Raw genomic sequence first — 22616 nt, 5'->3', positions numbered from 1 at the left:
GCTGCCGTTCTTTCTCCCGTTGCTAAACCGATCCTGTAAGGCCCCTCATTGAGGGGCTTTTTTTTGTCTGCTGATTGGCACCCAATTCAACACCATGACAACTGATTAAAAATTAAGGTAGCCCGATACCACGGGTAACCACAGAGGAGAGCGAAAATGGCCAACCCGTTGTATCACAAGCACATCATCTCAATTAACGACTTATGTCGCGAGGAACTGGAACTGGTACTGCGCACTGCCGCCAGCCTAAAAAGCCATCCGCAGCCTGAGTTGTTGAAACATAAAGTGATCGCCAGTTGCTTTTTCGAAGCCTCAACCCGCACCCGTTTGTCATTTGAAACTTCCATTCACCGCTTGGGCGCCTCGGTCGTGGGTTTTTCGGACAGCAGCAATACCTCGCTTGGGAAAAAAGGCGAAACACTGGCAGATACCATGTCAGTGATCAGCACCTATGTTGATGCCATCGTCATGCGCCACCCACAAGAAGGCGCTTCTCGTCTGGCCGCCCAGTTCTCCGGTAATGTCCCAGTCGTGAATGCCGGTGATGGTGCCAACCAACATCCGACCCAAACTCTGCTCGATTTATTCACCATTCAGGAAACCCAAGGGCGACTGGATAACATCAATATCGCCATGGTCGGTGACCTAAAATATGGCCGCACGGTACACTCACTGACGCAAGCGCTGGCAAAATTCAATGGCAACCGCTTCTTCTTTATCGCCCCAGATGCCTTGGCAATGCCTGCTTATATCCTACAAATGCTGGAAGAAAAAGGCATCGAATACAGCCTGCACGAAAGCATTGAAGAAGTGGTGCCAGAATTAGACATTCTCTACATGACCCGCGTACAGAAAGAGCGCCTTGACCCATCAGAGTACGCCAACGTCAAAGCGCAGTTTGTCCTACGCGCCGCAGACTTGAATGGCGCACGGGATAATCTAAAAGTGCTGCACCCACTGCCACGTATTGATGAAATCACCACCGATGTCGACAAAACCCCTTATGCCTACTATTTCCAACAGGCTGGTAATGGGATTTTTGCTCGTCAGGCGCTGCTGGCACTGGTATTAAACCAAGAATTGGCTCTTTAAGGGGGGATTGAATATGACTCAGGATTATAAACTACAGGTTGAAGCGATTAAATGCGGCACCGTGATTGACCATATTCCGGCACAAATCGGGTTCAAATTGTTGTCGCTGTTCAAATTGACCGCGACTGACCAGCGCATTACTATCGGGCTGAATCTGCCGTCAAAACGCTCAGGTCGTAAGGATCTGATTAAAATAGAAAATACCTTCCTGACCGAACAACAAGCCAACCAATTGGCCATGTATGCACCGGATGCAACCGTTAACCGCATCGACAACTACGAAGTGGTAAAGAAGCTAACACTTAGCCTGCCAGAACATATTGACGCGGTACTCACCTGCCCTAACAGCAACTGTATTAGCCACAATGAGCCGGTGGATTCCAGCTTCAAAGTGACCGCTAAGCAGGGTGATATCTACCTTAAATGTAAATATTGCGAGAAAGAGTTCGACCATCAGGTCGTGCTACAAGCCGATTAACGTTACCAGCGGATTAATCCGCAACTCAGATGAATACTGCTGCCCGTAAATATTTACAGTTACGGGCTATAAGCAAACTTAGTCTGAGTGGGTTGCCGTAATCCCCCTCATCTTTATAATGGTGGAGATAATTCTTACCCCCTACCATTACCCGTAAATCAGGAGTCTACATGTCACGCATTATCAGCACTGAGCTCGCCCCTGCCGCTATTGGCCCTTATGTTCAAGGTGTCGATCTGGGCAGCATGATCATCACTTCCGGTCAGATCCCGGTTGATCCAAAAACCGGTCTGGTCGCAGATGACGTTTCAGCTCAGGCGCGCCAGTCACTGGAAAACGTGAAAGCGATCGTCGAAGCGGCAGGCCTGAAAGTTGCCGACATCGTGAAAACCACGGTATTCGTTAAAGATCTAAATGATTTCAGTACAGTTAACGCCACTTACGAAGCTTTCTTCACTGAACACAATGCGCCATTCCCTGCGCGCTCATGTGTTGAAGTTGCTCGTCTGCCAAAAGATGTCAAAATCGAGATCGAAGCTATCGCAGTGCGTCGTTAATTCTGATGTCACAGGGCTGGTAATCTGATTACCAGCCATTTGCTAATATTTCCGCTCTACCTTTCTCAATGCGCTATTGCAGATCATAATGATCAGTATGTGGCAATTTCCTGCTCAGTAATAAAGCACCCTGCTCACTACTTGCACCCAAATAGTGCTGAAATCGCTCTAATCCCTCTTATTTTGCCTGTTTTACGAGCTGGCACAGTTTATGCGTGATCCCGAATACAGCCTGTTCTGTTAGCGAGGTGAGAATGCTGAACATCGACCTTTCCGTATCCAGATTTTTCGATGAAATGTTACTGGCTGAGGGGAAACACCGAGGCCATTACGATGCTTACTGGCAATGGTTACAACAGGCCGATCAGCTCACCATTGCGCGTAAACGCGAAGAAGCTGCGCTGCTGTTTCACCGGGTGGGCATTACCTTTAACGTGTATGGTGACGATGACGGCGCAGAGCGGCTCATCCCGTTCGACAGTGTGCCGCGCATTATTCCCGCCAGCGAATGGCAAATGCTTGACCGTGGCATTCGCCAACGTGTTCAAGCGCTCAATGCTTTTCTACATGATATTTACCACGAACAGCATATTCTCAAAGCGGGCATTATTCCGGCTGAACAAGTGTTGGCTAATGACCAATATCAGCCCTGCATGCAGGGAGTAAATCTGCACCGCGACATCTATGCACATATTATTGGCGTGGATATGGTGCGCAATAGTGATGGCCTCTATTACGTGTTGGAGGATAACCTGCGCACTCCATCCGGCGTCTCATATATGCTGGAAAACCGCAAAATGATGATGCGGCTCTACCCGGAACTGTTCGCCGAACAGCGCATCGCTCCAGTCGAGCGCTACCCTTCTCATCTGTTGCAAACCCTGCGTGAAAGCACGCCAGTAAACTCACCTACCGTGGTGGTATTGACTCCCGGGCGCTTTAACAGCGCTTACTTTGAACACAGTTTTCTGGCGCAACAGATGGGCGTCGAACTGGTCGAAAGTGCCGATCTGTTCGTCAAAGAAGGGGCGGTGTTTATGCGCACCACCGCCGGCCCTTGTAAGATTGATGTTATCTATCGGCGAGTCGACGATGCCTTCCTTGATCCACTGGCCTTCCGCCCTGATTCGATGCTAGGGGTTCCCGGATTGTTATCGGTCTATCGGGCCGGTGGAGTGGTATTAGCCAATGCTATTGGTACCGGTGTTGCAGATGATAAATCTATCTATCCTTATGTGCCGGAGATGATTCGTTTTTATCTTGCCGAAGAACCTATTCTGGCAAATGTTCCCACTTGGCAATGCCGTCAACCCGCTGATCTTTCCTATGTATTAGCCAATCTTGAAAAAATGGTCGTCAAAGAAGTCCATGGTGCTGGCGGCTATGGCATGTTGATTGGCCCGGCGGCGACACAAGCCGAAATTGCCCAATTCCGCCAATTGCTACTGGCTCGGCCACAAAACTACATTGCACAAGAGACTCTCGCACTCTCGACCTGCCCCACCTTTGTTCACAGCGGACTGGCTCCGCGCCACATTGATTTACGTCCTTTTGCTCTGTCTGGTGCAGAAATTCGCTTGGTTCCCGGCGGTCTGACTCGCGTGGCACTAGCCGAAGGTTCGCTGGTGGTTAACTCCTCACAAGGCGGCGGAACCAAGGATACCTGGGTATTGGAGGATGATGCATGCTAAGCCGAACAGCCAGTGAGCTTTATTGGATGGCCCGTTATCTCGAGCGGGCAGAGAACATTACCCGGGTACTGGATGTCACCAACCGCCTGTCGATGATGCCCACCAGCAATCGCGTAAATTTTGATTTACTGGTGCCTCTTAGCTTGAGCAATACTCAGGCGCTATTTGCCGAGCATTATCCGCAGGTCTCCATGACCCACCTGCTGAACTTTTTCGTGCTCGATAGCAACAATCCCAGCAGTATTTTCAGTTGCTTACAGATGGCGTGGAATAACGCTCATGCGGTGCGGGGCAGTTTGTCGTCAGAGGTGTGGGAAAGCATTAACGCCACGTGGATTGAGATGAAACAGTTACGCCGTCAAGGAATCAGCGCCGCCGGAATTGATGCCTTTTTTGACTGGGTTAAGGAGCGCTCACATCTGTTTCGTGGTGCGGTGTATGGCACCTTACTGCGCAGTGATGCGCTCTATTTTATTCGCCTGGGCACCTTGATTGAGCGAGCTGACAGTACCGCCCGTCTGTTGGATGTGAAAAATCAGTTGCTGGATAGTGACGATGATCCAGTGCGCGAATATTACCGGATGGACACCTTGTTGCGGGCCGTCAGTGCCCGTGAGGCTTACCACAGTTTGTATAAGCAACAACTGAGCCGGGAAGCCATTGCTGAGCTACTGATTTTACGCAATGAAATCCCACGATCTCTGCTGGCCTGCATCAATGATATGGAGCAGCAATTGGCATTGATTGGTGGCAATCGTAGCAATCAGCCTCGGCGCTTAGTCAGTATTTTGCTGGCCGAGTTACGTTTTAGCAGCATCACCGATGTCATGGCCGATGGCCTGCACGTCTATCTGATGGATTTTTTAGGCAAGATAAATGCTATCGCTGACAGCATTCGTCAAACCTATTTGGAGGTCCAATGAGACTGAATGTCGATCACAGTACCCATTACACTTATGCCCAGTTGGTGCAGCACAGCACTCAGTATTTGCGTCTGACCCCGCAGGATTCCGCTCATCAGCGCATTTTGTCTTGGCAATTAACCTTGCCGGAAGACGCAATTTGCACCACGGACGCTTTCGGCAATGTACTGCATGTGCTGACATTGGATAAGCCGCATCAGGCCATAACCATTCAAGCTCAGGGCGTGGTAGACATTGAAGACAATGTTGAGGATGACAGCGGCGACCATCTCTCCCCACTGGTCTTTTTGCGCCATAGCCCACTGACTCAACCCGATTCAGCCATCCGCCAATTTGCCGCGGGCTATTGTCAGGGCGTCACCAGCGCAGAGGCCCAGTTAGATTGTCTGACCCAAATGATGGGGGAGTTACTGGCTAAAATGCCCTATAGCCCAGGCACGACAACAGTGCAAGACAGCGCAGCTCAGGCTTTTGCTGCTGAACAAGGGGTCTGTCAGGACCATACCCACGTCTTTCTTGCCTGTTGCCGAAGTTTAAATATTCCGGCGCGCTATGTTAGCGGCTATCTTTATACAGAATCCTCTAGTCATGTGGCGACCCATGCTTGGGCGGAAGTGTGGCTGAATGGGCATTGGCAGAGTTTTGATGTCACCAATAATACCTGTAAACCGAATCAGCATCTGAAACTGGCGGTGGGTATCGATTATCTGGATGCCTGTCCGGTGCGCGGTATTCGCCGTGGCGGTGGTTATGAAGATATGCAAACCATTGCTGCTGTGCATATGTTATCCAATCCGCGACAAGATATGTCGCAATAAACGTGCTACTGACGGCGAACAACCTAATAGATAAGGGTATATATTATGACCTACTGTGTGGCCATGCGGCTGTCGTCCGGGCTAGTGTTTGCTTCAGATTCCCGTACCAATGCCGGAGTGGATCATATTTCCACTTTCCGAAAATTGCATCTCTTTCAGCAAGATGGCGAACGAACGCTGGTGGTGCAAAGTGCGGGCAATCTGGCTACCACACAGAGCATTGTCAGTTTGCTGCAACGCCGCTGTCTGGACTCGGAACAAACCAACCTGATGAACGTGCATTCAATGTACGAAGCCGCCACATTACTGGGCGAAACAGTGAGGGAGGTAATTAACCGGGACAGTGGCGCGCAACAAAACAGCGGCGGGACCGATTTCAACTGTAACTTACTGTTAGGTGGGCAAATTAAAGGCGAAGGACTGCGGCTATTTCATATTTATCCGCAAGGTAATTTTATTGAGGCCACGCAGGATACGCCCTATTTTCAGATTGGCGAAAGTAAGTACGGCAAGCCGATTATTGATCGCGTGTTGGGCTATGACACCCCTCTGGAGCAAGCAATGCAGTGCGCGTTGATCTCGATGGATTCAACCTTGCGCAGTAATTTGTCGGTGGGGTTGCCACTGGATGTGATGATCTACCCACTCGACAGTTTTAGCACCGAACAACAGTATCGGATCACCGAAGATCACCCCTATTTTATGATGATCCGCAAAGGGTGGGGTGAAGGTCTGGTTAGTATTTTTTCTCAATTACCGCCACTAAAACTGGGGGCGTGATTTGGGGGGGCTCACACTTTCTCGTGCTGTAATCACTTGAGAGCCCACAAAACTCCACAGTGTTCATTAAGTTACTGAATTATGAACGCGCAATAATCGCCAACGAGACACCACAAGCTGCGGCATAGCGCCTTAAGGTTTGCCATGAAGCTTTGGTGATATTGTTTTCAAGGCGATTTATCGCCGGAGGTTTAACCCCCATACGTTGAGCAACATCCGCTTTCGTGAGGCCCGCCTTGGTACGCCATTCAGTTAACTGCTCAAGCAGCGCATATTCATCAGCCGCCTCTTCATAGGCGGCAATGGCCTCTGGCGTATTTAACAGACGTTTTTTGACCTCAGTGTGGCTCACTGCAGTGACTTTAGGCATCAGTTAAATCCTCCAATCGTTGTAAGGCCAGCATAATCTCTTTTGGGGGTGTTTTTTCTGACTTTTTGATAAAACACCGCAAGATAAAAATTTGCTTCCCTTGCTGAAAAACAAACAACGTCCGTGCTATATCAGTTCCAGACGCCCGCAATTCAAATAATCCATTTCTGATTGGGCGAGTCAGAGGAAAGCGCAAATCATTCCCCCGACACTCCAACTGTTCCAATAGCCTGGCCATTTTACCTCGGAGAATATCCGGTAAATCCGCCACTTCCTGTACAGCTTCTGGATGATATAAAAGTTCGAACATTGCATGCTCCTTATGCTGTTCGAATTATCGCATAAGTTAACTTAACGCAAAAGATAATATTAACTTTTGCGTTAACACAGGCACTGAGCTGGGTACCAATATATGTTTGAAATAAATCAGTTAATCTACATTTAACCCCGAACCCAATAAATCCCCTCAAACGCCCGCAGTGTCATTTCTTGTGGCTGGAAAGCACTTTCGCCATAGCTACTCATCAACAATTGCCAGTTACCATCCAGTTCAATCCCCTCTGGCGACCATTGCTGCGCTTGAGCACTCAGATTCGCTACCACCAGTAGCTGCTTGCCTTGCCAGCTGCGCAAATAGCACCATAAATCAGGGTGCTGTGGGCAAAGATCCTGATAGTCACCAAAGGTGAACACATCATGCTGTTTGCGCAGGGCGATAAGATATTGATAGGCATAAAAAACCGAGTCAGCATCTGCCAAAGCGGCATCAACGTTAATCTCAGTATAATTACTGCAAGGCTCTATCCACGGTGTCCCTTGGCTAAATCCAGCATTACGGCGGCGATCCCATTGCATTGGCGTACGGCCATTATCACGGGATTTCGTCGCTAAAATCGCCAGTAACTCGTCAGAATCGCGCCCTTGAGCACTTAACTCAGCAAACATATTCAAACTTTCAACATCACGATATTGATCAATCGAGCTGAAGTTTGGATTGGTCATCCCAATCTCTTCGCCTTGATAAATATAGGGCGTGCCCTGCATCCCATGCAGCACCATCGCCAGCATCTTGGCCGCAGGTAGGCGCAGCGCCCCTTCGTCACCAAAACGCGACACAATGCGCGGCTGGTCGTGGTTACACCAGAACAACGCATTCCATGCCCGGTTATGCATGCCCTGCTGCCACTGGTTAAAAATCTGTTTTAACTCAACACGATCCGGTGGTATCAACGACCATTTTTCGCCATTGAGATAGTCCACTTTCAAATGGTGGAAATTAAAGGTCATCGACAGCTCATCACCCCCTAAGGCGGCATACCGCTGACAATGCTCAAGGCGAGTGGAGGACATCTCGCCCACGGTCATCAGGCCGCGCGGCTGAAACACATCGCGGCTCATTTCTTGCAAAAATTCGTGGATACGTGGGCCATCAGTATAAAAACGGCGGCCATCACCGTCAAAATCGTCCGGGAAATCTTGCTGTTTAGACACCAGATTGATGACGTCTAACCGCAAGCCATCTACACCGATATCAGCCCAAAATTCACACACTTTTTTCAGTTCATCGCGTACCGGCTGATGCTCCCAATTGAGGTCAGCCTGCTCGGTGGCGAATAAATGCAGATAATACTGACCACTGGCAGCGTGCCATTGCCAGGCATTACCACCAAATTTTGAGCGCCAGTTATTCGGTAAATTATCGCCCTCACCATCACGCCAAATATAAAACTGACGATAGGGGCTGTTGCGGTCTTGTGCTGCTTTAAACCAGGCATGTTCAGTGGAAGTGTGGTTAAACACCATATCCATCACGATACGGATACCACGTTGATGGGCTTGCGCGACCAGATGTTTAAAATCATCCAAAGTACCGTACGCCGGGTCAATAGCGCAGTAATCCGCAACGTCATAACCGTTATCCACTTGCGGCGAGACATAAACCGGTGTCAGCCAAATGGCATCAATACCCAGCTTTTGCAGATAATCCAACCGTTGCGTCACACCTGCCAGATCACCGAAACCATTGCCGGTACTGTCCTGAAAACTCTTCGGGTAAATTTGATAAATGACACCGTTTTGCCACCAGGGGATAGGATTATTCATAACAGACTCTTATTTGTAGAAAAACCGAAAGAATTAACAATCACTCCGCCAGGTAATGACCACTGGCGGAGGTTCATGACTTAGACCGGCAATTCGCCGCGGCTATCTTTACGTTTATAAACCAAGATGGTCAGCACCAGCGGCACCACAATCGCCACCAGCATCGCCAAAGCATAAATTGCCCAGAATTGCGGCTTGATGGATAAAATACCCGGTAAACCACCCACTCCAATCCCGTTCGCCATCACACCTGTTAGCCCGCAAATCAGGCCAGCCAGGGCAGAACCAATCATGGCGCACAACATTGGGAAGCGGTATTTCAAATTGATACCGTACATGGCGGGCTCTGTCACACCGAGATAGGCCGAAATGGCCGCCGGAACAGAGATTTCGCGCTCATTGACCTTACGGCTGATAATGATAATGCCCAGTACCGCAGAAGCCTGCGCGATATTCGACAAGGCAATTAATGGCCAAACCGGTGTACCGCCCATGCTCTGAATCATCTGCATATCAATGGCCAGCGTGGTTTGATGCACCCCGGTAATGACTAATGGCGCATACAGGAAACCAAACAGTGCCGCCCCAATAGGTGCGAAACTGCCGGTCATCACCGCTTTCACGCCCCATGCCACGCCATCACCAATCATGCGGCCAAATGGCCCAATCAATGTGTGGGCAAGGAACACCGCCAGTAGCAGAGAAACCACCGGCACCACCACCAGATAAAGGTAAGCGGGAATAATTTTCTTCAGATTGGTTTCAATCCAGCCCAGTGCTAAGCCCGCCAGAATCGAGGGGATAACCTGTGCCTGATAACCCACTTTTTCAATGGTGAACCAGCCAAAATTCCATACCTCTGGAATTTGTTGCCCTAGCAGATAGGAGTTCATTAACTGAGGTGAAACCAAGGTGATACCCAGCACAATCCCCAACACGGGTGTGCCACCCATTTTCTTCACTGTCGACCAGCAAATCGCGACAGGTAGATAGAAGAAGATGGCTTCGCCCAGTAACCAGAGGAAGTCGTAAATGGTCTTCCACGCCGGATACATCTGCGCCAGCGTTTTGCCATCAGACATGGGAATGTCGCCGATCACATTACGGAAGCCGAGGATCAAGCCGCCACTAATCAGCGCCGGTAACAGTGGGAAGAAGATCTCGGCAAAGTGAGAAATTCCGCGCTCAAACCACGTCATGTTCTGCCGTGCCGCCAGTTTGGTCTGTTCTTTATCCACTTCATTCAAGCCAATTTTGGCAATCAATGCTTGGTAGTAATCATCGACTTCTGGCCCGATAACGACTTGAAATTGCCCGGCATTGGTAAAGCAACCTTTGACCATCGATAGCTTTTCAAGCTCTTTAGGAGAAGCTTTCGACGGGTCATTTAACACAAAACGTAACCGGGTAATACAGTGGCTGACGGTGGCAATATTCTCTCTGCCCCCCACCAATACGATCAACTGATCGATGTCTTGTTGTTTTACTTTGCTCATTTCAACGTACCTTTCGTAAAGGTGGAGTAGCATGCTGAGTTGTAAGATTTTTTCTGAAATCTATCTGTTCTGGCTTAAATAAAAACAAATTAAAAATAATGGCCGATTAAATATTCAGCTCATTAAAGATTAGCTATGTATTTATTTTTATGAAATGGGAACGTTCCCAACTTGAGTTAAAGATCACAATTTGACAATTTTTTGTACAATTTTTTATCTAAAGTTCAGGGTTGCACTACCACCAGCCGCCCCCACCACTCAGGATGGGAGGGTCAGCAACATCAGGCGGAGAACAGAGGTATCAAGCAAGTTGGCCGGGAATGATAATTTGTTGAATTTTTTGATTATTATTGAGTTGATCCAGCAATTGCTGCGCGGCTTTTACCCCGGCGCTGCCATAACCTAGCTCGACAGACAGGCTATTGGGGAATAAAAAGTGCAACAGGGGTGTATTCCCGATGCCGCAAACCTGAATATGTTGCTGCCCTTGCTGCTGCAAGTACTTACTCACCCCCATAGCGATGGTGTCAGAGGCACAGACTAACGCCGAGGTATCTGGCTTTATCACTTGCGGCGCTAACTGGAACCCGCTCTGATAACTCAATTCACCTAGCGCGACTGTGGGTATCAAGCCATGTTGCTGGCTGTAATTAAGATAAGATTGGTGACGAAGCAGACCGGTAGTGGCATCGGTTGGCTGCACGCCGATATAGCTAATATGACGATGCCCAGCCTGACGCAGCTTATCCATCAACAAGCGCACCGCCCCTTCATCGTCATAACAAACTGAAGAAAAACCCTCATATTCCCGCGCTAACACCACCATTTTTTCCTGCCACGGAGAGAGCATTTCGGCGGTTAACCCGGTGAAACCAAACAGAATCACGCCATCCACATTACGCTGTTGCAGTATATGCAGATGCTCAGTGACGAGGGCGGGATCAAATTGACTCTCCATCAGAATCGGGTCGTAACCTTGCTGATAAAACAGCGGCAACATGGTGCGCACTGCCTGATTTTCGGACGGAGAATCCAGACGGGAGACAATTATCCCCACCACTTTGTCGCTCTGCCCCCGCATGGCTCGGGCAGATTTAGACGGCGTAAAACCCTGCTGACGAATAACCGCCTCGACTCGCTCACGCGTCTGTGGGCTGACACTGCCTTCATTATTGAGTACCCGCGAAACCGTGGATTTTCCAACTCCACTCATGCGAGCAATGTCCTTAATAGTCAAACGGTTTTGCATGGTTTACCTAATGTTTAGGTTTGGATACATATAATAAACTGATTATTTAAATAGCCAAAGTCGTGGGAAGCCTCGAGTGCGCAGAATCAGACTCAGCGCATGATATCCCAGTGACCAGCAACATGTTGTTACCCTAACGGATTATATTGCCGTCAGGGCGATTTTTGCTGTGGCAACTATAGTAATGCGGTTTATAGTTTGTATAGCTGTTTGAGTGTTTTAGCCTCAAACAAACTGCTTTTTCACTTACCGGAGGTTAATGACCCAGTGGATCCTGTTCCCATAACCTACACCCTTTGGGTGGACCGGTAAGGTCATTCCCCGTCTAACGTGGTTGCCTTATCGGATAACAATCTGATAGGCAGTCACTGCGCACTTCCCCCGCGTTGGTTTCTGCTGCTGATGTTTTGCCCTTGCTACGGCAGGTTTGCCGTGGGCGCAACTTGAAATGGTCCTAAACACCATTTCAGGGTATGACAGTAAGGTTTGAACCATGCAAGTTAAAAATTTCACCCGGCAGTTGCTCAATGTATTGAGCCGTAACCTGCCCCGCCGCCTAATTCGTCGGGAAACCATGCTCGAAGGGGTTTCAGCGGGAAGTGCGGCTAAAGATATCCCCGCTGACCTAACTCGGCAGCGTTTGCTATGTGCCAATGAAACGCCACAGCAACTTTATCAACGTTTTCAAAGCCATCCAGAAGGGCTGACCGAGCAGGAAGCGGAGGCTATTCGCTTGGTCAGTGGCAACAATCTGATTGAAAATCAGCAAGCTGTCAGTTGGTGGGTTCACTTATGGCACTGTTATCGCAACCCGTTTAACCTGCTATTGACTATTCTGGCACTGATTTCCTATGCCACTGAAGACCTCACCGCAGCGTTGGTGATTGGTGCCATGGTGCTGATCTCCACCCTGATGCATTTTATTCAGGAAGCCCGCTCCAACCGCGCAGCCGATGCTTTAAAAGCCATGGTCAGCAATACCGCCACGGTGATCCGCAGTGATGCCCATACCGGCAAGAGCGAACACCATGAGCTCCCTATCTCCGAATTGGTGCCCGGCGACATTATCAAGCTCTCCGCTGGCGACATGATCCCGGCAGATTTGCGGATTTTGCTCGCCAAAGATCTGTTTATCAGCCAGGCCGCCTTGACCGGTGAATCACTGCCGGTAGAGAAAGTCGCGCAATGTCGTGAATGTGATGAGCAGAACCCATTAGAGCGGGATACGCTCTGCTTTATGGGTACCAATGTGGTGAGCGGCTCGGCGCTGGCTATTGTCATCGGAACGGGCAACCAAACCTATTTTGGTCTGTTGGCTGAGCGCGTAACTCATCAAGATGAGCAACCCAATGCCTTTCAGAGTGGCATCAGTAAAGTCAGTTGGTTGCTAATCCGCTTTATGCTGGTCATGACGCCAATTGTGTTGTTGATCAATGGCTTTACCAAAGGTGACTGGTGGGAAGCGGCGCTATTTGCTCTCTCCGTCGCGGTCGGGTTGACCCCAGAAATGTTGCCAATGATTGTCACATCGACATTGGCCAAAGGGGCGGTAAAGCTGTCAAAACAGAAAGTTATCGTCAAACGATTAGATGCTATCCAAAACTTTGGCGCGATGGATATTCTGTGTACCGATAAGACCGGTACTCTGACACAAGACAAAATCGTGCTAGAGAGCCATACCGATGTATTTGGTGCCAATTGTGAACGAGTGCTGCGCTACGCCTGGCTCAATAGCTATTACCAAACCGGACTAAAAAATCTGCTGGATGTGGCGGTGCTTTCTTCCATGACCGACTCCGCCATAGCGGAATCTCAGTCTACCGACACACTGGCGGGCTACCGTAAAATAGACGAAATCCCCTTCGATTTTGAGCGCCGTCGGATGTCGGTGGTCGTCAGCGATCAGTCTGATTATCATGAGCTTATCTGCAAAGGCGCATTGGAAGAGATGCTGTCTATTTGTCGCCATGTCCGACAAGGAGATGACGTTATTCCAATGACGGATGCATTGATGGCTCGTATCCGTCGAATTACTGATGAGCAAAACCAGCAAGGGTTGCGAGTTGTGGCGGTTGCCACTCGAATTTTACCTGCTTATCAGCGAAATTATGCGGTTATCGACGAATATGACCTCATTCTTGAGGGATATATTGCCTTCCTTGATCCGCCAAAAGAGAGTACCGCGCCAGCACTCCAGGCGTTGAAACAAAATGGCATTAACGTCAAAATTCTTACCGGTGACAATGAGTTAGTCGCACGTAAAGTCTGTAAAGATGTCGGGTTGTCTGTCGATCGCGTTTTGCGCGGCAATGACATTGAACAGATGAGCGAAGCAGAACTGACTGAAGCCACTCGTACCACAACAGTGTTCGCCAAGTTGACCCCGATGCACAAAGAACGCATCGTAAAAAACATGCGTGATGCGGGCCATGTGGTTGGTTTTATGGGGGATGGCATCAATGATGCTCCAGCATTGCGGGCCGCTGATATTGGGATCTCCGTCGATTCTGCCGTGGATATTGCCAAGGAAGCCGCTGATATTATTTTGCTGGAAAAGAGCCTGATGGTGTTGGAACAGGGAGTAATAGAGGGCCGGCGCACCTTTGCCAACATGCTGAAATACATAAAAATGACTGCCAGTTCCAACTTTGGTAACGTCTTCAGCGTGTTGATTGCCAGTGCATTTTTACCCTTCCTGCCCATGCTGCCACTGCATCTGTTGATCCAGAACTTGCTGTACGATATTTCTCAGATTGCCATTCCGTTTGATAACGTCGACGAAGAGCAACTGACCAAACCACAGCGCTGGAACGCCGGTGATCTGGGGCGTTTTATGGTGTTCTTTGGCCCGATAAGTTCCATTTTTGACGTTTTAACCTTCAGCCTGATGTGGTGGGTATTTAAGGCTAATACGCCAGAAATGCAGACACTGTTCCAGTCCGGTTGGTTCGTCGAGGGGCTGCTGTCTCAAACATTGATTGTGCATATGATTCGTACCCGCAAGATTCCATTTATCCAGAGCCGCGCCTCATGGCCGCTGTGTTTGATGACGCTGGCGGTAGTTGTCGTCGGTGTCGGGCTGACCTTCTCACCACTGGCCGGGTTCCTGCAATTACAGGCGCTACCACTCTCCTATTTCCCATGGCTGATTATGATTTTGATTGGGTATATGGTGACCACGCAGTTAGTGAAAGGCTGGTTTGTCAGGAGATATGGGTGGCAGTGATTTGAGTTTTATTTCAAATTTAAGGGGAATCCAATTCGGCTGTTAGGTATCGGAGCTGTTTTCGGTTGATATTGATTCCGATGATTGGGTTCGGTTGACATAAGATTAGCGACGGCCTCTCCTCCGATGCCCCAACCGCCAAAGAGGTCACAAGCGCGTGACCCCTTTGGAATCCCCGCGCTTGCGCACGTATCGCTAGCCCACTACGTGGGTGGCCCTCGTTCATCGTTTCGCTGACGGGACGGCTTTATTCGCATCCATGCTCACGACGCCTCAACCCGCCGTCCATGGCGGATTGCCCTGGCTACACTCTTCACTCGGCTGCTCAAATGTGCTTTAAAAGATTAAGGTCAACACCATGGTTTTGAATTTCTCTTTTGACGTTGAGCGCAATCAGGAATATTACCGACAAAGATTGCAGGCCGAATGAGCCGCATGGACGCGGCGAAAGGGGCTGTCGAGCTGGGAGCGAGTCAGCCTCGGTTCGATTAGCCTGCAAACTGCCGGAGGGCACTGCGAATAGCAGTAATATTTCGCGCAAGCCGCAGGTGCAGGAGGGCCGGCCTGCCCTCCTGCTCGGTTGAGGCATCAGAGGTGAGGTAACTGCCAATCTTATGTCAACCGAACCAGATCACTGAACAATTACCAACCGAACCAATCACCATAAAAAAACAAAAACCTAAATGCGACTCAAACAATCAATCGCAATAGCCTTAAAGCTATCAAAATGCTGGCTGCTCAACAAACGGCTCATAGAGCGCTCACGCACAAAGGTCACGAACAGATCGTAAATCGCCATGGCTTCTTCATAATCGGTCTTGCTGATAGCCAGCAGGAAAATAACATGTGCGACTTCGCCATCCCCCCAGGCGATGCCATTGGGAGCCAGCAAGGTGACGACCACGGTTTTCTTGGCTAATAGCCCCAGTGAATGTGGCAGCGCAATCCCCTCGCCCAGCATCGTGGACACAATCGCCTCACGCTCGACAACTGAGGGGTAAAAATCAGCATCGACAAAACCTTCGTCTTCCAACTGACGACAGACTTTTTTGAACAACTGCTCCTGAGTCATCGGCTGGTCGATAATCATAAAGTGGTTACTATCAAAAAACTTTTCCAGCATATAAGGCCGGGTGCGATCAACCAAAACCAGCTTACCCAACTGCTCCAACTGATATTCTGTTGGGAATGGCGACATCACCACCACCGGCTTGTTCTTTTCCGCTAAGCGCGAGTTAGAAATAATAAAATCTTCGTCGATATGGTCGAGATTTTCGTAATCTCGTAGGGAAATCGTCTGTGTCATCACAATCTGCGGATACTTACGGGAAATCTGCGCCTGAATCATGCGAGTGGTAGAATTACCCGTGTCACACACCAACATCACCTGCGGATGGCGCTGATAACCAATATTATAATGGCGCTCTAGCCCGACCCCGATATGCAGCACCAGATAGCCGATTTCATTTTCACTCAGACTGTAAGGCGTGTATTTCCCCCAACTGGAAACCGCGGCCAATGTCACATCATAAGCCATCGGATAGTGCTGTTTAATATTAGATAACAGCGGGTTAGGAATAGTAATCTGATACTTTACCCGGGTTATCATGGTCTTGATATGGGTGAGTAAATCAACCCGCAACTGCTTATCGCCCTGCAAATTATAATTATAGTGAGCATTGATATACGAGAGGATATAGTCCACCAGCATCTCTTCGTCATCGGCATTGATTTCACTGGGGCGGCTGGCACTGGGCTGGCTGGCCTGCACCCGGCGAGCAGCAATATTGACCCGCAGATAAGCCTCTTCTGCCGCTGAAATATCTTTACCCGATAAAAGCTTAAGCTCATTGGCCAAACGCCCAGAGGCCAGCTTAACCGCCTCATCCACATCTTCTGCATCAAAATCAGATAATGGATAGCCATCAGTGATGCGTTTTATCGCCACTGCACAGTAGAAAATCAGATATTGCTCACCTTCATCAGTTAACCGCACGGTATATTGCGCTAATAATTCGTGCAGTAACCCAGTCAATTCCGGGATGGTCTGGATACTGAGAAACTCATTTTTTAATAATGGGTTATCGGCATCTTGCAGTTGTAACTGGAACAATAAATCCGTCAGACAGGTCCGAATGGCTAATTCGGTACCAAACAATTTCATGCCATAACGCGGTTTGGTTTCAATCGTCAGATGGTAGCGGTTTAGTCTTTCTCTCACCTCAGCCATATCATTTTGTAATGTGCCACGGCTGACAAACCATTCATCGGCCAAATCTTCCAGCTTCAATGAAAAGGCAGAGGTCAGAAAACGAATTAACAGATAGTGCACCCGCTCATTGGCAGTGCGTGGGGTCAGGTGCATTTTGCGGTTTTGTTGCTGTAAAGCACGAAAACGCTCGGCGTCATCAACCCTCAGCCGATAGCCAAAACCCCGGTTATGCACAAAGTGCGCGCCATAATGCTCAAGGATCTCATTCAACGCCGTAATATCTGCCCGCACAGTACGTGTCGAGACCGCAAAACGCTTCGCCAACTCCTCCTGAGGCAGCGTTTCCGATTGCAGTGCATCGAACATATAGGCCAGACGTTGATAGGGAAATCTCACTGCTCCACTCCGTTGTTTAGAACATCATTATTCAGAAGCTAGCCCCCGCCAGCATCGCCGTCGGGGGGTATTTTTCACATCACTTTTTCTGCACTGGCGGCACAAACACCATTTGTGATGGGCTGCCGACGGCGGTATAGCCGGGTACAAAGGTCAATTTGCCACTTTGCTGATCAACTTTAAAGCGGGTTATGTTATCGCTGCGCTGATTCATCGCGTACAGGTAGTGGCCGGTTGGGTCGAGCACCAATGTGCGTGGATAATCGCCCCGCGTCCACACATCTTCCACTGGCTTAAATTTACCGTCAGTTGTCACCGCAAACTGGCCGATACTGTTGTGCAGACGATTCGCCACGTACAAGAATTTGCCGTCTTTCGATAGCGTCAAACCCGCAGCAAAGCTAGTACCACGATAATCTGCTGGTAATGAAGATACTGTATTCAGCTGTTTTAACGTGCCTTTTTGTGGGTCTAGTTGATAGCTGGTCAGGGTTGAGGCTTCTTCATTAATTAAGAATAGCGTCTTGCCGTTAGGATGGAACACAAAATGACGTGGACCAGCACCGGCTGATGATGCACTGATATACGGCGGGTCATTGGCTATCAACTTGCCATTGTCTGCATCAAAGCGGTATTGATAAATCCGATCCAGCCCCAGATCGGTAGAAAATACAAACTTACCGTTTGGCGAGCTGGCGACCATATGTGCATGGGGGCCATTGTGGTCACTGATGGCAAAGCTCCCTTCCACTGCCGCGGCCGGTTTTGCCGCACCCGCCGGGCCTTCATCTTGCTGTACTGAGCTGGCATCAGACAGTTTTCCACCACTTTGCACCGGGAAAACAGCCACTGAACCACTGATATAGTTGGCTACCAACAAATGACTGCCAGACGGTGTCAGTGAGAGGTACACCGGCCCCGCCCCTTGAGAATCCACCTGATTAATCAGTGTCAGACTGCCATCGACAGGGTTAATACTATAGGCCGCAATAGCACCGTGCTTACCCCCATTGTAATCAGCCACTTCGCTGGCGACATATAGGGTCTTGCCCTGAGCATCCACCACCAGTTGCGCCGGGTTAGCCAGTGAACTGACCAAGGTTTTCTCGGTTAATTCACCGGTTTGGGTGTCGACTTGTAGGCGATAAACTCCTTCGCCATTCGGATTATAAGTACCGACATAAGCGAATGATTTATTAGCTGTTTGCTCGGCATGTGCCAGCGGATTAAACAACGCCACCGTGGCCAGTGCGATGCCCGCTGATAGGCTTTTTAAGCCAGTCAGGCCTGTTAAACCAGAATCTGTTGAGCTGTTATGCATATGGATCCTTACTCATAGGGAATGGTTATCGAATGGTATGGAACTATCCAACCTCACAGTCAGGGCACCCGATTGGGCACCCTGTGAACACTGACTTTCCGTCAAGCTTTATGCTAATAAATCAAAATGTTATCGCCAGGCAACCCTGCAGCCAGAGCAGGCTGTTATGGCACGATCCGCTTCACGATATCCATCAAGGTTTTCACATCTTCCGGGCGGGTATTGCCAGTTTTACTATCAATAATTGAGCTATAAATATGCGGAATAATTTTTGTCACGCCAGCATCTAACGCGATTTGCAGAATTTGCTCGAAATTCTCCAGATCAATGCCACCGGTTGGCTCCAGCCAGAAACCGGTCGCCGCACAAGCCTCGGCGACATAGCGATATTCATCGATAGAATCCAGCCCATTCATCGGGAAAAATTTCACCGAACTGCCACCCATATCTTTCAACATGGCAATCGCCGTGGTGATGGGCACAATGGCGTCTTTTTGTTGTGAACTGAGCGGGCCAGTAGAAATCTTCACGTAACCCACTTTAGTGGTCGGTGAAATCAAACCATTGACGACAGTATCGTTCTGGCCCAACAAGGCACGACTCGCGCCAACACCAGTAAAGACCTGATTCACATGTTGCGGTTGAACCTGCTGCGAAATCTGGCTAACCATCGCCGATTGCTTAGGGTCACCGGCCCCCAGCCCAACGGACAAAGCATTATCGATAAGTGCGGCGTACTCGCGCATATCTTTGACGGCACTGTCGACATCCGGGTAATTCTTCGATAACACACCCACCAGCACATGCCCTTCGGCGGCTTGGTAAATCTCACGCGCATTCTCTTTTGAACCGGCCAGCACATTCAGGCATACCCGGTCACGATAATAATTTGGGGTCAATTTCATTACTCAGGCTCCCTTAACCAAACGGTTAATACAGGTATAAATCGTCTCAAGTTGCGATGGCGTCACGCTGCGCACATCGACTTCAATCTTGCCTTCATTGGCTTTATAGGCGCGGAAATAAATCGCGATATCACCATTTTTGAGCGCTTCAACCAATTCCGGCGTCGAACGGCCAATTTTAGCTTCATCAAAACTGATTTCAGTCCGAGCAATATCACGCCCGGCGGCATCCCAAACCACTCGGGCTGAAATGCCATCGATAGTATCTAACTGGCTGATAAACGGCGTCATTTTCGCAACCATCTGCTGACCCGTCTCTTTCTCCAGTGTTATGTAACTTTCGATGGCACGGGTTAAGCCAAGAATGCCTTCTTTGCCCACTTTCATCGCCCGACCAATACCACTTGATTGTAACTTCACCCATTCAACATAGGTTTTCTTGCCTAATACCAAGCCACTGGTTGGCCCTTCGATGGCTTTAGCGCCGCTGTATATCACCAAATCAGCGCCCATCTGGTAGTAGCACTGCAAGTCTTCTTCTGCTGCCGCATCAACAATTAATGGCAATTGATGTTTGCGCGCGATAACCACTGCCTGTTCGACTGATAAAATGCTTTTTTGTACCGAATGGTGGGATTTTATGTACAAGATCGCCGCAGTATTCGGCGTGATTGCAGCTTCTAACTGTTCAGGCAGGCACTCGTTGGCATAGCCTGCTTCTACGACTTTGCCGCCACCCAGTGTCACCATGGTATCGACTGGCGCACCAAAGTTAACGTTATGGCCTTTCGGTAGCACGATTTCATGGGGTACAGTGCGGGGAGCTGCATGCAGATTAACCAGTAAATTCGCATTGTCTTTGACAATCACGGCAGCAACCGATTGAGCAATCCCGGCCGAGGCGCAGGACACAACCACTGCACTTTCGACATTCAGTAAATCAGCAATGTAAGCACCGGTTTTATTCACCAGATCTTTCATTTCAAAGTAATGATTCAGACCCAATTCCACGGCTTCGACCACATCTTGTCGTGGCGTCGAAACGCCCAGCATTGTCATGCGGCCAGAAGCATTAATAACCTGCTTTAACTGGTATTTTTCATAGACTGAAGACATCTTTTAACTTCCCTTCATCAGTTAATACTAAGTCACCGGCAACAACCGCAGCCAGTGGCACCAGATACTTTTCACCGGTTACCGATTTACCTTCTGAATCATTGAAGACCTGTGGCTGCTGTTTCAGCTCAAAAATAGTCAGGTCGGCGTCATAACCCGCATCCAACACCCCTTTATGGGAGAGACGCAGTGCCTGGGCGGCATTTTCTGTCACACAATGAATGACTTGCTCAAGGCTCAGGCCGATGGTGAAAAATTTGGACATCACAGTCGCGAGGCTATGCACCGGTCCGCTAATACGGTTGCGGCAATAGATGTCGGAACTGATGGTGTGTGGGTAAATACCTTGCTTGATGGCAAGCTCTGCGACATCGAAGCTGAAACTGGCGCTGCCATGGCCAACATCTAATAATACGCCGCGTTGCAGTGCGCGTTGGATAGATTCACGCAAGGTACCTGCCGGGGTTAAAATCCGGTTCGGCTTGCCGTTGTAGCAGTGGGTAATAATGTCGCCTTGCGTCAATAAATCGGCAATTTCATCCAGATCCGGCGGGTTATTGCCAATATGCACCATGAGCGGTAGTTGATTATTTTCTTGCTGAATTTCTTTAGCGCGTACCAGCGGTTTGATGCCGTTTTTACCCACCACACTGCTACTCATGCGCGCTTTAATCCCAATAATAAAACCAGGATTACGCGCTATCGCCTGACTGACTGCTTGCTTATCAATCTGCGCCATATCGGCTAATTCGTTTTGCGTAACGATGCCGGTTTTTGCAATATTCAAGAAAGCATAAACCTGAGTTTTGGCGGATCGAGTTAAGCGGTAAAAATCATCTATATCGTTGGAACCGGTACTACCTGCGTCAACTACCGTGGTGACACCGCTGGCAACACCAACTAAATCAGCTTCATCATGATAAATAGGCGAGGCGGGATAACAGTGAACATGAGAATCAATCCAACCCGCACTGAGGTAATATTTTCCAGCCAGATCCAGCACTTTCTTGGCTGAATAAATCGGAGATTTTGTTTGATTTTCTTTATCCGCAGAAATAGCCGCATTCACCGCCACTATTTTTCCGTCATTAATCGCGATATCAACCTGACGACCGTCAACTAATACAGCCCCTGTGATAATAAAGTCATACATTATCTTATACCTTTTTTACTTGATGCCGCGGCGGGGTAAATATCCAGTTATTTGAATATTTACCCCGTGGATCAGGAAATCGCGACGGGGAAAATAGAGCCTAAAATCATAGCTCCCAAAATTGCACCACCGGTGATAGGTTTATTCCACAGATAAAAAAGTAATGCGCCAGCTAAAGAACCAATCCCAATAGGAATGGATGCTGTAATGGCTGACAAAATAATCAATGGCCCCAAGAAACGACCCGATGAATTACCTGCCCCCATCATGACATCAGCACCGTACGTCGAATTACTTTGGTTAATCGTGAATTTACGCGCCAAAATAATCAGATAACCGATTGCTAAACCAATAATCAGACCAGTTACTAAGGATGCAGCAAAGTTAGCCACTGGGAACACAAACCCTGCGCCCAGTAATAATGCTGGCACACCCAGACCAACACCGGTCTGAATTGCACCGCCGATATCCAAAATACCAACCAGCGAGCCTTCAATAATACGAGCGAATAAGAAACTGGCACCAAACGCAGCCACTGCGCCATAAACCCCAGTATCCATCCCTGCCCGTAACATTGAAACAAAGGCCACTTCGTTAAATGCGCCAATACCATATAGATAGTACATATGAGTACCAGCAAATACGCCGGAGGATAATAATCCTACAAAGATCGGAAATGACCAGTCGGCATACCAGAAATTATTCTTGGTTTGTTCATCCATCATCAAGC

The 22616-nt window shown here is 49.0% G+C and carries 19 protein-coding genes; 8 read left to right on the top strand and 11 right to left on the bottom strand.

The annotated features are described in order from the left end of the window. Positions 1–156: 156 nt before the first annotated feature. The 7 genes from pyrB (at position 157) to FTA96_RS21940 (ending at position 6339) form a co-directional block, all read left to right on the top strand. The gene (pyrB, locus tag FTA96_RS21970) at positions 157–1092 is read left to right on the top strand and encodes an aspartate carbamoyltransferase (RefSeq protein ID WP_004710944.1); all 936 of its coding nucleotides are present in this window, start codon (positions 157–159) and stop codon (positions 1090–1092) included. 13 nt (positions 1093–1105) lie between these two features. Next, positions 1106–1570 (top strand): aspartate carbamoyltransferase regulatory subunit, encoded by a 465-nt coding sequence (gene pyrI / locus FTA96_RS21965; protein WP_004710945.1) that lies wholly within the window; start codon positions 1106–1108, stop codon positions 1568–1570. Positions 1571–1740: 170 nt separating this feature from the next. Beyond that, complete coding sequence (gene ridA / locus FTA96_RS21960; RefSeq protein WP_050100626.1) at positions 1741–2127, top strand: 2-iminobutanoate/2-iminopropanoate deaminase; 387 nt, start codon at positions 1741–1743, stop codon at positions 2125–2127. A gap of 254 nt (positions 2128–2381) precedes the next feature. Then, positions 2382–3818 carry a circularly permuted type 2 ATP-grasp protein gene (locus tag FTA96_RS21955; RefSeq protein ID WP_050111181.1) on the top strand — a complete coding sequence of 479 codons (1437 nt, stop codon included), beginning with the start codon at positions 2382–2384 and terminating at the stop codon, positions 3816–3818. Next, on the top strand, positions 3812–4741 hold the full coding sequence (locus FTA96_RS21950; RefSeq protein ID WP_032911548.1) for an alpha-E domain-containing protein: 930 nt from the start codon (positions 3812–3814) through the stop codon (positions 4739–4741). Before FTA96_RS21955 ends, FTA96_RS21950 begins: the two co-directional genes overlap by 7 nt. Next, on the top strand, positions 4738–5559 hold the full coding sequence (locus FTA96_RS21945) for a transglutaminase family protein (protein ID WP_050111179.1): 822 nt from the start codon (positions 4738–4740) through the stop codon (positions 5557–5559). Before FTA96_RS21950 ends, FTA96_RS21945 begins: the two co-directional genes overlap by 4 nt. Positions 5560–5604: 45 nt before the next feature. Beyond that, entirely contained in the window at positions 5605–6339 is a 735-nt protein-coding gene (locus FTA96_RS21940; RefSeq protein WP_050111177.1) for a proteasome-type protease, read from the top strand. Positions 6340–6418: 79 nt separating this feature from the next. Here FTA96_RS21940 and FTA96_RS21935 read toward each other — a convergent pair whose 3' ends face one another. From FTA96_RS21935 to treR, 5 genes are all read right to left on the bottom strand, one after another. Beyond that, complete coding sequence (locus FTA96_RS21935) at positions 6419–6709, bottom strand: helix-turn-helix domain-containing protein (protein WP_050111176.1); 291 nt, start codon at positions 6707–6709, stop codon at positions 6419–6421. Further along, the gene (locus tag FTA96_RS21930; protein ID WP_050111174.1) at positions 6702–7019 is read right to left on the bottom strand and encodes a type II toxin-antitoxin system RelE/ParE family toxin; all 318 of its coding nucleotides are present in this window, start codon (positions 7017–7019) and stop codon (positions 6702–6704) included. The genes FTA96_RS21935 and FTA96_RS21930 overlap by 8 nt, the downstream gene beginning before the upstream one ends. A 131-nt stretch (positions 7020–7150) precedes the next feature. Continuing rightward, positions 7151–8812, bottom strand: a complete 1662-nt coding sequence (treC, locus tag FTA96_RS21925; protein WP_145574889.1) for an alpha,alpha-phosphotrehalase — start codon at positions 8810–8812, stop codon at positions 7151–7153. Between the two features lie 80 nt (positions 8813–8892). Continuing rightward, positions 8893–10308 (bottom strand): PTS trehalose transporter subunit IIBC, encoded by a 1416-nt coding sequence (gene treB, locus FTA96_RS21920; RefSeq protein WP_050111170.1) that lies wholly within the window; start codon positions 10306–10308, stop codon positions 8893–8895. A gap of 301 nt (positions 10309–10609) precedes the next feature. Beyond that, a complete protein-coding gene (gene treR / locus FTA96_RS21915; RefSeq protein WP_050111164.1) occupies positions 10610–11557 on the bottom strand; it encodes a trehalose operon repressor TreR in 948 nt (315 codons plus the stop codon). A 493-nt stretch (positions 11558–12050) separates the two neighbouring features. Between treR and mgtA the strand changes: the two genes are divergently transcribed. Next, the gene (mgtA, locus tag FTA96_RS21910) at positions 12051–14783 is read left to right on the top strand and encodes a magnesium-translocating P-type ATPase (RefSeq protein WP_050111162.1); all 2733 of its coding nucleotides are present in this window, start codon (positions 12051–12053) and stop codon (positions 14781–14783) included. A gap of 679 nt (positions 14784–15462) precedes the next feature. Here the strand turns inward: mgtA and FTA96_RS21905 are convergent. The 6 genes from FTA96_RS21905 to FTA96_RS21880 all read right to left on the bottom strand — a co-directional run bounded on the left by FTA96_RS21905 (position 15463) and on the right by FTA96_RS21880 (position 22608). Next, positions 15463–17391 (bottom strand): BglG family transcription antiterminator, encoded by a 1929-nt coding sequence (locus FTA96_RS21905; RefSeq protein ID WP_145574887.1) that lies wholly within the window; start codon positions 17389–17391, stop codon positions 15463–15465. A gap of 79 nt (positions 17392–17470) precedes the next feature. Then, complete coding sequence (locus FTA96_RS21900) at positions 17471–18712, bottom strand: lactonase family protein (protein ID WP_145574885.1); 1242 nt, start codon at positions 18710–18712, stop codon at positions 17471–17473. A gap of 164 nt (positions 18713–18876) precedes the next feature. Continuing rightward, positions 18877–19617 carry a 2-dehydro-3-deoxy-phosphogluconate aldolase gene (gene dagF, locus FTA96_RS21895; RefSeq protein WP_145574883.1) on the bottom strand — a complete coding sequence of 247 codons (741 nt, stop codon included), beginning with the start codon at positions 19615–19617 and terminating at the stop codon, positions 18877–18879. Positions 19618–19620: 3 nt separating this feature from the next. Then, positions 19621–20733 (bottom strand): DgaE family pyridoxal phosphate-dependent ammonia lyase, encoded by a 1113-nt coding sequence (locus FTA96_RS21890; RefSeq protein WP_050135564.1) that lies wholly within the window; start codon positions 20731–20733, stop codon positions 19621–19623. Beyond that, on the bottom strand, positions 20717–21886 hold the full coding sequence (locus FTA96_RS21885; RefSeq protein WP_145506253.1) for an amidohydrolase/deacetylase family metallohydrolase: 1170 nt from the start codon (positions 21884–21886) through the stop codon (positions 20717–20719). The genes FTA96_RS21890 and FTA96_RS21885 overlap by 17 nt, the downstream gene beginning before the upstream one ends. Before the next feature lie 71 nt (positions 21887–21957). Continuing rightward, positions 21958–22608, bottom strand: a complete 651-nt coding sequence (locus FTA96_RS21880; protein WP_025376851.1) for a DUF4310 family protein — start codon at positions 22606–22608, stop codon at positions 21958–21960. Positions 22609–22616 lie beyond the last annotated feature (8 nt).

Source organism: Yersinia alsatica, assembly GCF_902170305.1.
Classification (GTDB): Bacteria; Pseudomonadota; Gammaproteobacteria; order Enterobacterales; family Enterobacteriaceae; genus Yersinia; species Yersinia alsatica.
This window is presented reverse-complemented; position numbering and strand designations above follow the sequence as displayed.

What these genes read in the sequence shown, in the direction of transcription:
- pyrI (WP_004710945.1), top strand. Translation starts at nt 1,106, where the DNA reads ATGACTCAGGATTATAAACTACAGGTTGAAGCGATTAAATGCGGCACC.
- FTA96_RS21900 (WP_145574885.1), bottom strand. Translation starts at nt 18,712, where the DNA reads ATGCATAACAGCTCAACAGATTCTGGTTTAACAGGCCTGACTGGCTTA.
- FTA96_RS21930 (WP_050111174.1), bottom strand. Translation starts at nt 7,019, where the DNA reads ATGTTCGAACTTTTATATCATCCAGAAGCTGTACAGGAAGTGGCGGAT.
- treC (WP_145574889.1), bottom strand. Translation starts at nt 8,812, where the DNA reads ATGAATAATCCTATCCCCTGGTGGCAAAACGGTGTCATTTATCAAATT.
- FTA96_RS21935 (WP_050111176.1), bottom strand. Translation starts at nt 6,709, where the DNA reads ATGCCTAAAGTCACTGCAGTGAGCCACACTGAGGTCAAAAAACGTCTG.
- mgtA (WP_050111162.1), top strand. Translation starts at nt 12,051, where the DNA reads ATGCAAGTTAAAAATTTCACCCGGCAGTTGCTCAATGTATTGAGCCGT.
- pyrB (WP_004710944.1), top strand. Translation starts at nt 157, where the DNA reads ATGGCCAACCCGTTGTATCACAAGCACATCATCTCAATTAACGACTTA.
- FTA96_RS21945 (WP_050111179.1), top strand. Translation starts at nt 4,738, where the DNA reads ATGAGACTGAATGTCGATCACAGTACCCATTACACTTATGCCCAGTTG.
- FTA96_RS21880 (WP_025376851.1), bottom strand. Translation starts at nt 22,608, where the DNA reads ATGGATGAACAAACCAAGAATAATTTCTGGTATGCCGACTGGTCATTT.
- FTA96_RS21890 (WP_050135564.1), bottom strand. Translation starts at nt 20,733, where the DNA reads ATGTCTTCAGTCTATGAAAAATACCAGTTAAAGCAGGTTATTAATGCT.
- dagF (WP_145574883.1), bottom strand. Translation starts at nt 19,617, where the DNA reads ATGAAATTGACCCCAAATTATTATCGTGACCGGGTATGCCTGAATGTG.
- treR (WP_050111164.1), bottom strand. Translation starts at nt 11,557, where the DNA reads ATGCAAAACCGTTTGACTATTAAGGACATTGCTCGCATGAGTGGAGTT.
- treB (WP_050111170.1), bottom strand. Translation starts at nt 10,308, where the DNA reads ATGAGCAAAGTAAAACAACAAGACATCGATCAGTTGATCGTATTGGTG.
- FTA96_RS21885 (WP_145506253.1), bottom strand. Translation starts at nt 21,886, where the DNA reads ATGTATGACTTTATTATCACAGGGGCTGTATTAGTTGACGGTCGTCAG.
- FTA96_RS21940 (WP_050111177.1), top strand. Translation starts at nt 5,605, where the DNA reads ATGACCTACTGTGTGGCCATGCGGCTGTCGTCCGGGCTAGTGTTTGCT.
- FTA96_RS21950 (WP_032911548.1), top strand. Translation starts at nt 3,812, where the DNA reads ATGCTAAGCCGAACAGCCAGTGAGCTTTATTGGATGGCCCGTTATCTC.
- ridA (WP_050100626.1), top strand. Translation starts at nt 1,741, where the DNA reads ATGTCACGCATTATCAGCACTGAGCTCGCCCCTGCCGCTATTGGCCCT.
- FTA96_RS21955 (WP_050111181.1), top strand. Translation starts at nt 2,382, where the DNA reads ATGCTGAACATCGACCTTTCCGTATCCAGATTTTTCGATGAAATGTTA.